Source organism: Maritimimonas sp. 2405UD52-3, from assembly GCF_056591715.1.
In genome coordinates this window covers 804,175-817,876 of sequence record NZ_JBWQOL010000001.1, presented here as the reverse complement: position 1 = coordinate 817,876, position 13,702 = coordinate 804,175, and the positions used below count along the sequence as shown (strand labels likewise).

12 protein-coding genes are annotated in these 13,702 nt (G+C 29.9%); 6 read left to right on the top strand and 6 right to left on the bottom strand.

Translation table 11 applies throughout. The annotated features are described in order from the left end of the window. Positions 1 to 18 precede the first annotated feature (18 nt). From AC1EU5_RS03815 to AC1EU5_RS03805, 3 genes are read right to left on the bottom strand one after another with little or no spacing between them, the layout of a single operon-like run. Positions 19 to 1,440 (bottom strand): DUF5723 family protein, encoded by a 1,422-nt coding sequence (locus AC1EU5_RS03815; RefSeq protein WP_480191022.1) that lies wholly within the window; start codon positions 1,438 to 1,440, stop codon positions 19 to 21. Further along, the gene (locus AC1EU5_RS03810) at positions 1,440 to 1,970 is read right to left on the bottom strand and encodes a hypothetical protein (protein WP_480191021.1); all 531 of its coding nucleotides are present in this window, start codon (positions 1,968 to 1,970) and stop codon (positions 1,440 to 1,442) included. Before AC1EU5_RS03810 ends, AC1EU5_RS03815 begins: the two co-directional genes overlap by 1 nt. A 34-nt stretch (positions 1,971 to 2,004) precedes the next feature. Further along, on the bottom strand, positions 2,005 to 2,685 hold the full coding sequence (locus tag AC1EU5_RS03805; RefSeq protein ID WP_480191020.1) for a YjjG family noncanonical pyrimidine nucleotidase: 681 nt from the start codon (positions 2,683 to 2,685) through the stop codon (positions 2,005 to 2,007). Between the two features lie 215 nt (positions 2,686 to 2,900). Between AC1EU5_RS03805 and AC1EU5_RS03800 the strand changes: the two genes are divergently transcribed. Genes AC1EU5_RS03800 through AC1EU5_RS03790 form a run of 3 tightly spaced genes read left to right on the top strand, consistent with a single transcriptional unit; the run spans position 2,901 to position 7,063 of the window. Next, the gene (locus AC1EU5_RS03800; RefSeq protein WP_480191019.1) at positions 2,901 to 3,887 is read left to right on the top strand and encodes a glycosyltransferase family 4 protein; all 987 of its coding nucleotides are present in this window, start codon (positions 2,901 to 2,903) and stop codon (positions 3,885 to 3,887) included. Positions 3,888 to 3,893: 6 nt separating this feature from the next. Next, positions 3,894 to 5,789, top strand: a complete 1,896-nt coding sequence (asnB, locus tag AC1EU5_RS03795) for an asparagine synthase (glutamine-hydrolyzing) (RefSeq protein WP_480191018.1) — start codon at positions 3,894 to 3,896, stop codon at positions 5,787 to 5,789. Then, on the top strand, positions 5,786 to 7,063 hold the full coding sequence (locus tag AC1EU5_RS03790; protein ID WP_480191017.1) for an MATE family efflux transporter: 1,278 nt from the start codon (positions 5,786 to 5,788) through the stop codon (positions 7,061 to 7,063). The genes asnB and AC1EU5_RS03790 overlap by 4 nt, the downstream gene beginning before the upstream one ends. On the opposite strand, the gene AC1EU5_RS03785 is transcribed toward AC1EU5_RS03790, so the two are convergent. From AC1EU5_RS03785 to radC, 3 genes are read right to left on the bottom strand one after another with little or no spacing between them, the layout of a single operon-like run. Further along, positions 7,031 to 7,939: a hypothetical protein gene (locus tag AC1EU5_RS03785; RefSeq protein ID WP_480191016.1), complete on the bottom strand. Its 909-nt coding sequence runs from the start codon at positions 7,937 to 7,939 to the stop codon at positions 7,031 to 7,033. The genes AC1EU5_RS03790 and AC1EU5_RS03785 overlap by 33 nt on opposite strands. After that, a complete protein-coding gene (locus tag AC1EU5_RS03780) occupies positions 7,936 to 9,249 on the bottom strand; it encodes a polysaccharide deacetylase family protein (protein ID WP_480191015.1) in 1,314 nt (437 codons plus the stop codon). Before AC1EU5_RS03780 ends, AC1EU5_RS03785 begins: the two co-directional genes overlap by 4 nt. Beyond that, entirely contained in the window at positions 9,249 to 9,950 is a 702-nt protein-coding gene (gene radC / locus AC1EU5_RS03775; protein ID WP_480191014.1) for a RadC family protein, read from the bottom strand. Before radC ends, AC1EU5_RS03780 begins: the two co-directional genes overlap by 1 nt. Before the next feature lie 81 nt (positions 9,951 to 10,031). On the opposite strand from radC, the gene trkA reads away from it, so the two are divergent. The 3 genes from trkA to AC1EU5_RS03760 are packed head-to-tail and all read left to right on the top strand — an operon-like array spanning position 10,032 to position 13,691. Then, positions 10,032 to 11,381, top strand: a complete 1,350-nt coding sequence (gene trkA, locus AC1EU5_RS03770; RefSeq protein WP_480191013.1) for a Trk system potassium transporter TrkA — start codon at positions 10,032 to 10,034, stop codon at positions 11,379 to 11,381. A gap of 19 nt (positions 11,382 to 11,400) precedes the next feature. Next, the gene (locus AC1EU5_RS03765; protein WP_480191012.1) at positions 11,401 to 12,912 is read left to right on the top strand and encodes a TrkH family potassium uptake protein; all 1,512 of its coding nucleotides are present in this window, start codon (positions 11,401 to 11,403) and stop codon (positions 12,910 to 12,912) included. Beyond that, the gene (locus tag AC1EU5_RS03760) at positions 12,912 to 13,691 is read left to right on the top strand and encodes an ABC transporter substrate-binding protein (protein ID WP_480191011.1); all 780 of its coding nucleotides are present in this window, start codon (positions 12,912 to 12,914) and stop codon (positions 13,689 to 13,691) included. Before AC1EU5_RS03765 ends, AC1EU5_RS03760 begins: the two co-directional genes overlap by 1 nt. Positions 13,692 to 13,702: the final 11 nt, after the last annotated feature.

Sequence of the window (13,702 nt, the reverse complement as noted above, 5' to 3'; positions counted from 1 at the left end):
AGGATAAATTCCTAGGATTTAATCTACCACCCAGTTAAAACCAAATTGAACTGAAAAACTTTTACTTTTTGAAATATCTCTATAGCCCAAAATATTATCAATTGTAGTATAGAAATTAAAGTTTCCTAAATAGGTAGATGCTCCCAAGCCAATATTACTTAAACTATAAGAATCAGCAGTATATGTTATTTTAGCTCTTAAAAAATTTGTTATCCTTCTATAGTAAAAAGCTGATAAAGCTACTTGTGGTTGCTTAGTTCTAAAAACAGAATATAGCTGTACACCTACTTCATTTTGGCGGAATTTAGTATCATAAATGGGGGTTGGACATAGTGTGCCTTTTCTCTTTGTTCTTCGCTCAATTATATCTCCAAACTGATAAGCTGCCCCAATATTTAATTTAACAGGGCGCATTATTATATAAGTATTTGAAGTTTCAACTCTATTCAGGGCCTCATCAAACTCTACAAGTAAGCTATCCCAATAATCAATTCTATCATCTGAATTGGGAGGGAAAAGTAAACCAATCCCGTTAAGGTCATAATCTCCTCTTAATTTATGTGTATTTACATTTTTACTATAACTTACAAAACCTAAGTCAAGTAAACTTCCACTAAAAATAATATCGTCTTTATAACGATACGTAAAACCAAAATCAAGGCCTAAACCCAGATTACCACTAAAAAAAAGATTATTTAGTGTGGCACCAACAGGATTATTTGACAAAGCATCATTACCAATAATGCTAGATGTACGAATGGCTGCATTTACATTTCTAAACTGATGTTGATAAGTATTAATAGTACCTTGAACTGTTGTGAGTGTACCTTTATTATTTGTTGAACTTATATTATATGCTCCTGAGTATAACTTAGCACGAGCACCTAAAGTCAATCTTTCATTTATCTTTCTGGAAACTCCTGCATGGATAACAGATAATAACTCTCCTTTAATACTTACATGACTCATATCATAAGGCCTGTTCAATAAAACTGTTCCGTTCTCATCTGTGTTCCCTTGATAGAATAAAATAGCCGCGTCTTTAGGATAGTAATTGATAAAATCTAACTCTTGATATAAACCAAAACTAAAATAATCTTTATTGTTCTTTGATTTAAAACCCATATTAATAAGCTCCAATTGTTGATTAATACTCACATGATCATTAGTACTTAAATCAAAAATCAAGCTTCTTAACTTATCATTGATATCAATACCATCATCAGCAAAAAGATCATGCACGGTTAATCCCTTAGAGTTAGCTTCTAAAGAAAACCCTGATAGTAAAGGAAAACCAATATGTTTCTCAAAAAGAACTTCACTCCCAGGATTAGTCATTAAATTTTGAGGCACATCTTTAAAACCAAATAAAACTTGCTTATTCTGCGCAGTTGTTAAATTAAAAATCAATAAAAAAATAAAAACAACTTTTCTAACCATTAGTTAACTAATAATGTAAATAGTGCCGAAGATTTTAATTCTAACTGCATAGGCTGATTGATATCTAGCAATGTAGTAGAAGGTTGTAATCTTATGGTCACATTAATTTGGCTAGAGGTTTTTAAGGAATTTAGTTCAGCGTTTTCAAATAAAAATTGAACTGTATTTTGTGAGTTTGCATTAATAGTAAGGCCTCTTGACTGTGTAATTTGATTTGAACTATCTAAAAAATTTATAGTAATCTCAAAACTCCTATCAAAAGTATTTAGGGTTTCAAATTCAAATACAGCCTTTACAATATTATCTTTAATATAACTTTGAGAAAAAACATCAAACGTAGAAAGATCTATTATTTCAGGAAATTCTTGTGTACCTGTTTGATTTAAAAATTTTGTCTGATCTACTTGAAAGTAAACTACTGAAGCTGCAAAATTCTGAGTAACCTCTATATTTTCAGTTTGACTAAAATCTAAATCACTGGAACAAGAAAACAACAGAAAAATTAAAAAGATAGGGGTTAAGAATCGCATAAAGCAAAAACTATATAAAAAGAACGGTAGTAAATTACAGATATTGCTTCAATTGCAATAAATGATCAATTGATTTTAATCCATTTGTAGCGGGTTCATTTTCAAAATTACAGAAGATAGCATCCATATTGATATTCATAGCACCTTGAATATCAGCTTCCAAATTATCACCAATCATAACACAGTTTTCAGGATTAGCTTCTGCAGTTTCTAAAGCAAATTTAAATATTTTAGGGTTAGGCTTTTTTACACCTACACTTTCAGAAGTAATAATATGCTGAAAATATCCGTCTATACCAGATTTTTTTAGTTTTAACCTTTGTACCTCATCAAAGCCATTGGTTATGATATGTAAGTTATATTTGGATTTTAAATAATTTAATATTTGAATTGTGCCATCAAATAATTGATTATAATTTGGTAATTGGTCAATATAAACTACAGCTAAATGATCAATAAGGTCATCACCAATACTATATTCAAGTTTATTAAAAGTATCTTTTAATCGCCTATAACGTAAATCAGGTTTTGAAATTTTTTCCTCTCTAAACAATTTCCAATAAGCATGATTAATTGGTTTATAATGCAATAAAAATTCATTGACTTCAACTTCAATATTGTTCTCATTTAAAATAAATCGAAAAGCATTGGCTGAATTTGTTTCAAAATCCCATAAGGTATGATCTAAATCAAAGAAAACATGTTGAATCTGCATAAATCAAAATTAGAAATTAATATGTAATCTAAAACTACTTAGTCTTTATATTTGCTTTAAATTTTCTTTTGAAAAAAAAATTGCATATACTTTTTTTGTGCGGGTGGTACCCATCTAGAGTTCTACCTACAAATGGTGATTTTATTCAGCGCCATGCCCAAGCGGTAAGTTTAAAACATAAAGTATCAACCTTACATATTATTTCAGATAGTGCAATGACTAAAGAAATAGAAATTGTTAATAGTAACTTTAAAGGAGTTCAACAGTATATTGCATATGTTAAAACTGAAAAAAATCCAATTAAAAAAGCCTGGGCATTCTATAGAGCATACAAAAAACTCCTAGCTAAAATAATTGATTTTGATCTAATACATTTAAACATTATATATCCGTTTGGCTTACTTGCTTTACATCAAAAGTGGTTTTTCAAAAAAGAATATATCATATCAGAACACTGGACGGATTACAAATACCCATTGTCAAAAAAAATTAGTCTAATTCAAAAATTGCTTTCAAAATTAATTGCTAAAAATGCCTCTTTTATTTGTCCAGTTTCAGATGATTTAAAAAATTCTATGGAATCTTTTGGAATAAACGGAACTTATTACAAGGTTCCAAATGTTGTTGATACAGAAATTTTTACAATATCTGAAGACTCTTTAGAGACATTCAATCTTATTCATGTTTCAAATATGATTGATGAATACAAAAACGTATCTGGAATTTTAAAAGTTTTTGCCCAGCTCCAAAAGAAAATACCAAATATAAACTTAAAGCTTATTGGTAGTAATGCTCATAAATATCAAAACGTAATCCGCGAACTTAATTTAGATTCCACTAAGTGCACAATAATAGAGCACATCTCTCAAAATGAATTATCTAAACACCTTCAACAATCTAATTTATTCATTTTATTTAGTAACTATGAGAATCAACCTTGTGTAATTTTAGAAGCTTTTTCTTGTGGTATACAAGTAATTTCTACAGATGTTGGGGGAATTAGTGAATTTTTTCCAAGCAATTTTGGAAGACTTATTCCTGCTGGGGATGAAAAAGAATTGTATACTACAATTCTCCATTTCTACCATTCAAAATATCTGACTGCTGATAAAAAAGAAATGCATACATATGTATCAGAAAATTTTAGCATGAAACATGTAGCTAACCATTTTTCTGACCTCTATTATAAAGCATTAAAGTAATAACTTATGTGTGGAATTTCTGGAATTATAAATCTAAACCAAAGAAAAGACAATGCTGAGTCATTATTCTTAATGACTGAAAGTATGGTAAAAAGAGGTCCTGATGATGAAGGTTATGTTTTATTTGACAATCACTATACACAATACCATGGCAATGACTCTCTAGTTAAAAATTCCAATCACATTTACAATTCTTTTAATCAATATTTTAACGTTGGATTTGGTTTTAGGCAATTAAAAATTATTGACCTTTCTAACAAGAGTCATCAACCAATGTCTGATGAAACCCAAAAGTATTGGATAATTTTCAATGGTGAAATCTATAATTATAAAGAACTGCAAAAAGAACTCATAGGTTTAGGATATACTTTTTTTTCTAGTTCAGATACTGAAGTACTACTTAAATCTTATATAGAATGGGGGGATGGAGCTTTGAAAAAATTAAATGGAATGTTTTCTTTTTCCATTTTTGATAAAGTGAAGAATACATTGATTATTGCCCGTGATAGAATTGGCATTAAACCAGTTTACTTCTATAAGAACTCAGATCATTTTATATTTGGCAGTACTATTAAGTCAATTATTTCATCAAAAATCTATATACCCAACATTAATTGGGAAGGTTTATGGCAGAATTATAGATTTTCAATAGCTCAACGACCGCACACATGTTTTGAAGATATTAGTGCTTTAGAACCGGGCCACTTCTTAAAAATCAATCTAAATGATAATTCAATACTAAAAAATCAATATTGGGAAATTCCGATAAACACCCAAGATCATTCTTTATCTGAAAAAGATTCTATTCTACTTATTGAAAGTGAACTAAAAAAAGCAATAAATTATAGGTTAATCTCTGATGTTAATATTGGCACTTTCATGAGTGGAGGAATTGATTCAAGTTTGGTTTCGGTTCTAGCTGGTAAAAAAAAGCCTAACATTAAAGTACTAACATTAGGTTTTAAAGAATTTAAAAAATTAGATGAAGTATTACAAGCAAGCGAAACGGCAAAGAAAGAAAAACTAAATCATCAGATTCATTATACTAATGCTTCAGATGCTATTAAAAACCTTCAACAAACAATAGATGCTTATGAAGAACCCTACTTTCATTTATCAGCAAATTTTGTACTGGCTAAAATGGCCTCAGAAAATAATTTAAAAGTAGTGTTAAGTGGTTTAGGTGGAGATGAGCTTTTTGGTGGTTATGATGTCTATAATAAAATATCTCTGTGGGAAAAAACTAAAAAATTCAAGCATATTATTGGATTGATACCGCAAATACATCAAAAAATTAGAAAAGGTCAAGAACTTTCATCATATAAAACCGTAGGAGAATTTTATTCTCACTATTATACGAACTTCTCAGATTCTCAAATTGCAAAACTATTTCAAAAAAAACACAACACAAAAACCCTTTTAAATAGCTTATACTCAAAAGACTATAAATTCACTGATGTTTTTGACGAAATAAGTTTTTATAACTTAAAGTCATACATTGGCAACCATCAAACAAGAGCTTTAGATCATTCAACTATGGCATTCTCAATTGAAGGCCGTTTACCACTACTTGATCATAATTTTATTGAAACTGCTTTTAGAATTCCAACCAAGTATAAACTAAAATATGGTCTTCAAAAATATATATTAAGAGAAGTGGCTAAAAAGTATATATCTAAAAGCAGTATTGAAATGGAAAAAAGGGGGCTAACACTTCCATTAAAAAACTGGGTATTTAATGAATTAAAAGAATTGGTTTATGACTCAATAAATACGTTAAAAAATAGGCAAATCCTTAACAATATGTATATTGATGAAATTTTAAAATCTAAAAATGAAACCAAAATTTGGCAACTTGTATCAACAGAGTTGTGGTTACAAAATTTCTTTGAGAACAGTTGAAAATAATTAAAAAATATATTCAAGATTTTTTAAATCGATCAGGTTCATATGTCTTAATAGCATCAGTAATTGCTAGGTTACTTTCTTTCTTTGCTTCCTGGATAGCTCTACAGTTAATTAATAATAAAGAGCTAGGTGAAGTAATTTTTGCATTTAATATCATATCATTTATAATCCCTATAGCTGGATTAGGCATGCATCAGAGCCTTATTCGTTATGGAGCATTATTAAAAACAAATAGTGGGAAAGATATGCTTTTTCATTTTGTTTTAAAGAAAGGATTAGCAGCATCAAGCATACTCATACTTCTAATTATAATCGTAAGTTTTTTTGTCAATTTTTCTTTTGCTAATACACAATATTATCTAATAATTCTATCCTTTATAATATTACCCATGTATATTTTTGAATTGATAAAAATTCAATTTAGATTAAAACATGATAACAAATCTTTTTCAATAGCAGAATTTGGTTACAATTTAATATTGGTGATAAGTGTATTTTTAATGAGTTACCTGTTTAAAGAAAAAGGTTACATAATTGCACTAGTTATTACTCCCTTGATAGCCTCTCTAATATTTATTGGTAAATTGAATATAAATTTCAAAGAAACATATCACTTCACGTTTATAAACTTTTCTTTTTATAAATATGGTTTTTTTGCAAGCTTGTCAAATGTAGTAACGCAATTACTATTTGTCATTGATATTTTCTTGATAGGTTACCTTCTTAAAGATGCAGAAATGGTTACCAATTATAAATATATCAGCTTAATTCCATTTAGTATTCTTTTTTTACCTCAAGTATTTATAAATACTGATTTTGTAACCTTTACTGAAAATATATATGACAAAAAATTTATTAAAGATTATATAAAGGGTTACATGTATTTCTTTTTCATTGTCAGTTTAAGTGTAGTAATTTTCTCATTTCTCTTCTCCGTACAAATTTTAAATATTTTTGATAGTAGCTTCAAACAATTCTCTGACAGTTTTCTTATTCTAATTATTGGCGTTTGCGGAATTTTAATATTTAGAGGCTTATTTGGAAATTTACTTTCTTCAATAGGTAAAGCACATGTGAATTATTATATTGCAACTATAGCTTTGATTATTAATGGAGTTTTCAATTATTATTTAATTCCGAAATATGGTATTAAAGGAGCTGCAATAACTTCTTCTATTTTAATGTGGTTTACAGGAATTATTAGTTGTATTTGGTTTTTAATGATTTATAAGAACTCAGATTTTCATGTTCCTAAAAACATCAAATAATTTATCGTTTTTTATTAAAAAATACTCTTTTTGCGATGCGCCAAAACTTTTGAAATAATTGGCTATGCTTAAAATAGAAGACCCTCCAAAATTAAACTCATTGTATTCCTTTTGGTATTTATAGATTGCTCTGTCTATTAAAAAAGTATTTGCGCCGTTGTTTCGATTGTTAAAATCTGTTGAAGAAACCAAAATGGTAACCACTTTTTTATGTTTCAACAGAAAAGCAGACGCCACTAATTGTTGATTGGCATCATAAATTGAAAGTATTTCCCCTTTCTTCTTATTGATACAACAGTTAATCAAATTGGTTAATGTATTATAATCGTTTTCATTAATTTTTGGTATTCTTTTTCCTACATTTTCTCTGAAAAGTTTTACTAAGTGCTCAGGATCATAATCCCATTTTTCAACTAACTTATTTTCAAAAGCCCTCCGTAAATCTTTTTGTCTATCTTTTCTGTAATTACGTTTAATAATTTTATATTCATTATTTAGAGATAAACATTGAAATCGTTTTTTTCTACCATTTTTTAAAATACTTTCGTTCACATTCTCTGTATTCATTCTTAGCTCAATAAACCTAAAATGCTTATAAACTTCTTTTAAAAATTTACTTTCATCTACATCATTAGAAGTAAAAAAGATACCTAATTCTAATAACCAAAAGGGAGGATATACGTATTTCATAAAATACTTCTTCCTCCATGGCAGTGGCATTACTGCTTCATAATCATCAAGTACCAGAACGCTCCAGTTATCTGCTACAATATCTAAATACCAACTATAGGCATAAATTCTTGAATTATGAGCATTTGCAATACAACTATCATATTTTTCAATATCTAAATTGTTTCGGGTAAGATACTGTATCATTGACTCAATACTGAAACTTGTTTTAAAATATCAATGTATAATTTCTTCCAGCGTCGCCATTTACCTCGATTGCTTAAAGTTTCATTATGAAACAAAAGAATAAATGTGCCATTCACATTTTTTACTTCCCGAATAAGATTTGTAATACTCTCATAACTTCTTTTGGTTGATAGATCTAAGTAATCCTTTAGCGTTACATCCATAACAGCAAATGGAAAAATTTTAAGTGGTGTCTGAATTTCAAAATCAAGATCATAAAAATAAAAAGGTGTACAGGTACTTGCTCTAAATCCATAGTGTTGTGCATACCCCATAGAATAATCTTCGGTAATCTCAAGATTTATAAGATTTTGATATGTGTCAGGCATTGCCAATCTTAAATAATGTTGCCTAGATCTTTCTGCAGGAAAGTTGGTAATCTCTTCTAAACGCTTCTTTTCCTTTTTCAACTTGGTTTCATTTTTCATTGTAAAATATGATGGGTGTAAACCTATTTTACAATAATCTGCAACAGACTTTATTAAAGACCTATATCCTGAATTTCTTGAAGAGGTATTCTTATCAAAAGTGGTGTACTCACTCACTAAAAAGAAAAAAATAGTGGATATTCCATATTTCTTCTGCAAATCTATATAGTCTTCAAACGTGTCAAAAGGATCTTCTTGAAATCCTAATATTGTAGCTGTTCTATTCCACAGCTCTCCAAATTTTAAAGAGCTTAAATCTCTTAAGTAACCGCCAATTGAACGAACAATGCCTTTATTTTTATAACAATAAGTAACATCAACATCTACTGTTGAAACAAATTCAAACTTGCGTTCTTTGAATTGAATTTTTGGGTAGCGTTCAATCAAAATATCTTTGAACTTATAAGCCCAATTATCTATTAAGGGCTTTTCTAAAAACTTATATTGAAAAGCTAAGCTCTCTTTGGCAGGAAATCGTTCAAAATCATCTTTCACATGAGGCAAATACTCCTCGTACCTACTCAAAAGGTAGAATGATGCTGCAAAAACATCAAAAGGTATACTAGCAGGTTGTCTATACAAAAAGAAACAGGGTTCGCTTTGCCATTGACCTACTTTTATTTCTATATCATTAATTCCTTGTTCAAATAGAAGATTTTCACTACGTACAAAAATCTCATTACTTAATGGTTGCTTTCCATAGGTTAATTTTAATCCGTTATGAGCTATAAACGTCTCAACCTTGGTGGTAAATTCTACTTCTAATTGTAGTATCCGGGTGAAAAAATGTTTGAACGTATAGGTAAGTCGAGGTGTGACTTTATGTGTATAAACTAATAGCATTAATGCATCATATTACTATCTGCAAAGCTAAAGTACTCTTTTTCGGTAATAATCAGATGGTCTAACACCTTTATGTCTAGTGTTTCACCAGCACGTTTAATTTTATTAGTTAAGCTTTTGTCTGATTCACTTGGTTGCAGCTTGCCAGACGGATGATTATGACACAATATTAAACCTGTAGCTAATAACTCAATAGCTTTATTAAAAATAATTCTAGAGTCTACCAAAGTTCCGGTTAAACCACCTTTACTTAATCGAAATTTATGAATTATTTTATTAGAGTTATTCAAATACAATACCCAAAATTCTTCATGAGTTAGTTCACCTAAAATGGGATTCATGACTTCAAAAACCGATTTACTACTGGTAATCTTTGGTGTACTTAAAGCTTCTTCTAATCTACAGCGTCTTGCCAATTCTAATGCCGTCACAATACTTATCGCTTTTGCCTCGCCTATTCCTTTAAATTTTATCAAATCATTTACAGATAATTTTCTAAACGCATTTAAGTTGTTTTGCGAAGAGTTTAGCATCTTTTTTGCCAAATCTACAGCACTTTCGTTTCTACTCCCTGAACCTATTAAAATAGCTATCAACTCAGCATCAGATAAAGATTCTTTTCCTTTTTTAAGTAATTTTTCACGAGGCCTATCATCTTCTTTCCATTGTTTAATTGAAAAAGATTTTGAGTTCAACTTCATATCACAAACGATTTAGGTTTTTAAAGATATAAAAGAAAAAAGTAATACTTTTGTCACTTATTTATTGCATTCATACATTCAATGAAAATAGTCATTGCTGGAGCTGGTGAAGTAGGATTCCATTTAGCTAAATTACTCTCATACGAAGCTCATAATATTACCTTAATTGATCTTAATTCTGACCGATTGGGTTATGCCGAGAATAAGCTGGATATTAAAATAATTAGTGGTAATTCCACCTCTATATCCACATTAAAAAGTGCTAATATTTCCTTAGCAGACCTAGTTATAGCGGTCACATCAAACGAATCCATAAATATTACCACTTGTGCTCTTTCAAAAAGATTAGGTGCTAAAAGTACCATTGCCAGAATTAACAATTCAGAATTTATTGAGAATAAAGATGAAGTTGATTTTACTGAATTAGGTATTGATGAATTAATTTCCACTGAAGAATTAGCTGCTATTGAGATAAAAATGATGCTCAATCAAGCTGCCTTTAACCATATGCATGAGTTTGAAGACGGGCAGTTAAGCATGTTAGGAATAGTCCTTTCAAAAACAGCTCCTTTCGTGGGTATGTCTGTCAAAGAGGCCGCAGCTACTTTTCCTGAGGTACATTTTATGCCTATTGCGATTCAAAGTGAACATTCTGATGATATTACAATACCTAGAGGTGATACCGTTTTTAAAAATGGGGACCTCGCTTATTTTGTGACTCAGAAAGAGGGTGTAAATGAGCTTTATAAACTTATTGGAAAAAAGAAAAAAGAAGTTAATAATGTAATGATCGTTGGTGGTAGTGCAATAGGTCTAAGAACGGCTGAAGAGTTATGTGCCAAGAAAATGAACATAAAAATTCTTGAGAACGAAAAGGAAAGGGCAGTAGAATTAGCAGATAAATTACCTAATGCACTTGTTGTTTATGGTAATGGGACGGATGTTGAACTTCTTGAAGAAGAAAATGTTGACCAAATGGATGTTTTCATAGCGGCAACCGAAAGTTCTGAAACCAACATTATGGCTTGCTTAGTTGCCAAATCAAAAAATGTAAAAAAGACAATTGCTTTAGCTGAAAATGTTGACTATTCAAAACTATCACATTCCATAGGTATTGATACTATCATTAATAAGAAACTGCTAGCAGCAAATAGTATTTTTAAGCATACCCGTAAAGGTGATATTGTTGAAATTGCTACTTTAAATAACCATAATGCAGAGATTTTAGAATTTCAAGTACGCGAAAATTCAAAAATCACGCGCAAAATAATTAGAGAATTAAACTTTCCTAGAGAAGCTACTATAGGTGGGGTTATTAGAGATGGAAAAGGAATGATTGTTCTTGGTGACTTTAGAATTCAAGCCAATGACAAAGTGCTTGTTAGCTGTCATGCTGATGCCGTTAATGCGGTAGAACAGTTTTTTGACTGATAAAAATTACATGCTGTAAATGAAAAAATTGAATGTAAAGATCATTTTTCAGATGATGGGGTTTTTGCTCATTTTCAACGGATCTTTTATGTTTATATCTGCCCTTATAAGTTTTTTCAATAAAGAAGAAGCTGTTAGTGGTATTTTCTTTTCTGGTGTGGTAACCTTACTCATAGGGATACTTTTTAGATTTACCAGTAAGGGGTTTAAAAAAGAAGTCAAGAAGCGTGAAGGTTTTATAATTGTTACATTAGGATGGATTTTGATGTCCTTATCGGGTTCCTTACCTTACTTGTTTACAAATTCTATTCCAGCATTTACCAATGCCTTTTTTGAAACAATATCAGGTTACACCACCACAGGAGCATCTATCTTGAGTGATATTGAAAGCATGCCCAAAGGTATTCTCTTTTGGCGTAGTACCACACATTGGATTGGTGGTATGGGAATCATTGTTTTAACAATTGCCGTATTGCCATTACTGGGAATTGGTGGTATGCAAATGTTTGCTGCAGAAGCGCCTGGACCTTCAGCAGATAAACTACATCCAAGAATTACTGATACTGCAAAACGACTTTGGTATATCTATTTAGGATTAACAGTAACAGAAGCTTTGCTTTTAAAAATAGCAGGAATGAGTATGTTTGATGCTGTAAATCATGCAATGAGTACACTATCTACTGGGGGTTTTTCTACCAAAAATGCTAGTGTTGCTTATTGGAATGATCAACCTGCCATTCAATATATTATCATTGTATTTATGATTTTGGCCGGTACTAATTTTGTATTGAGCTATTTTGCATTTAAAGGAAAATTCAGCAAAGTTTTAAATGATGAAGAATTTAAAACTTATTTTTTTAATATTTTAGGAATAGCTGTTATTGTAAGCTTTGTTATTTTCTTAAAAGCTGAGGTTTCTGTCTTACCTACAGAAACTCAATTAATAGCTCACCCTATGGTTTTTGGAGAATTAGAAAGTGCTATTCGCCATGGATTGTTTCAGGTAACGGCCATAATTACTACAACAGGATTTGTTACTGCCGATTTTACTATTTGGACTCCTTTTCTGACTATTATATTTTTTATCCTAATGTTCTTTGGAGCTTCAGCTGGTTCTACGGCAGGTGGAATTAAATTTGTTCGTCATATCATTCTGATCAAAAATGGTTATTTAGAGTTAAAACGCTCTTTACATCCCAATGCTATTATTCCGGTACGATTTAATAAAAAGACCATTTCTCAAAATATTGTATTTAATATTATGGCATTTGTAATTCTATATGCTTTGGTTTTTGCTATAGGTTCCCTTGGATTTGGTATTTTGGGTATAGATTATGTAACTGCAGTTGGCGGTGCAGCATCTTCTTTAGGTAATGTAGGACCAGCATTTGGTGAGTTAAGCCCTGTAAATAATTTTGGCAGTTTACCTACAGCTGGAAAATGGTGGTCAGCATTTTTAATGCTCTTAGGAAGGTTAGAACTATTTACTATTCTAATTTTATTCACTCCTTATTTCTGGAAGAATAATTGATGCTAACTACTAAAGATCAATTAAATAGAAAGCTATCTTTTTCTGAAATCCCAAAAAGAATTATATCTCTTGTTCCTAGTCAAACAGAGTTATTGGTAGACCTTGGGTTAAAAGATAATCTCATTGGAATCACAAAATTTTGTGTACATCCTAAAGAAATAAGAAAAGAAAAAACAATTGTTGGGGGCACCAAAACGGTTAATTTTGAGAAAATATCTAATCTTAAACCCGATATTATTATCTGTAATAAAGAAGAGAATACAGAAGAAATTGTAGAACATGCAATAAAAGTATCGTCAGTTTATGTTTCTGATATTATGACTCTTGATGATAACTTAAGATTTATAAAAGATATGGGAATCATTTTTAATATTGAGGATATAGCAAAAGAATTAATTGATAAAATTCAAATAAAATTAATCTCTTTTAAATCTATCGTTTCAAAAAAAAATCAACAAAAAGTTGCTTATTTTATCTGGAAAGACCCATGGATGGTTGTGGGTAAAAATACTTTTATCAATGAACTTCTTAAATTAAATCGTTTTCAAAATATTTTTGAAGATAGAAATCGGTATCCTAATATAGAATTAGAACAATTGAAAACTTATGATCTAGATTTAATCCTACTTTCTTCCGAACCTTATCCGTTTAAAGAAAAACATTTTGAAGAAATAAAAAAATATACTAGCGCCAAAATCTTATTGGTAAATGGAGAATATTTTAGTTGGTATGGTTCTAGATTATTGAAGGCATTTGATTATTTTAAAACATTGTATTAAAAAACCACCTC

What these genes read in the sequence shown, in the direction of transcription:
- AC1EU5_RS03810 (WP_480191021.1), bottom strand. Translation starts at nt 1,970, where the DNA reads ATGCGATTCTTAACCCCTATCTTTTTAATTTTTCTGTTGTTTTCTTGT.
- AC1EU5_RS03800 (WP_480191019.1), top strand. Translation starts at nt 2,901, where the DNA reads ATGACTAAAGAAATAGAAATTGTTAATAGTAACTTTAAAGGAGTTCAA.
- asnB (WP_480191018.1), top strand. Translation starts at nt 3,894, where the DNA reads ATGTGTGGAATTTCTGGAATTATAAATCTAAACCAAAGAAAAGACAAT.
- AC1EU5_RS03815 (WP_480191022.1), bottom strand. Translation starts at nt 1,440, where the DNA reads ATGGTTAGAAAAGTTGTTTTTATTTTTTTATTGATTTTTAATTTAACA.
- AC1EU5_RS03760 (WP_480191011.1), top strand. Translation starts at nt 12,912, where the DNA reads ATGCTAACTACTAAAGATCAATTAAATAGAAAGCTATCTTTTTCTGAA.
- trkA (WP_480191013.1), top strand. Translation starts at nt 10,032, where the DNA reads ATGAAAATAGTCATTGCTGGAGCTGGTGAAGTAGGATTCCATTTAGCT.
- radC (WP_480191014.1), bottom strand. Translation starts at nt 9,950, where the DNA reads ATGAAGTTGAACTCAAAATCTTTTTCAATTAAACAATGGAAAGAAGAT.
- AC1EU5_RS03765 (WP_480191012.1), top strand. Translation starts at nt 11,401, where the DNA reads ATGAAAAAATTGAATGTAAAGATCATTTTTCAGATGATGGGGTTTTTG.
- AC1EU5_RS03780 (WP_480191015.1), bottom strand. Translation starts at nt 9,249, where the DNA reads ATGCTATTAGTTTATACACATAAAGTCACACCTCGACTTACCTATACG.
- AC1EU5_RS03785 (WP_480191016.1), bottom strand. Translation starts at nt 7,939, where the DNA reads ATGATACAGTATCTTACCCGAAACAATTTAGATATTGAAAAATATGAT.
- AC1EU5_RS03805 (WP_480191020.1), bottom strand. Translation starts at nt 2,685, where the DNA reads ATGCAGATTCAACATGTTTTCTTTGATTTAGATCATACCTTATGGGAT.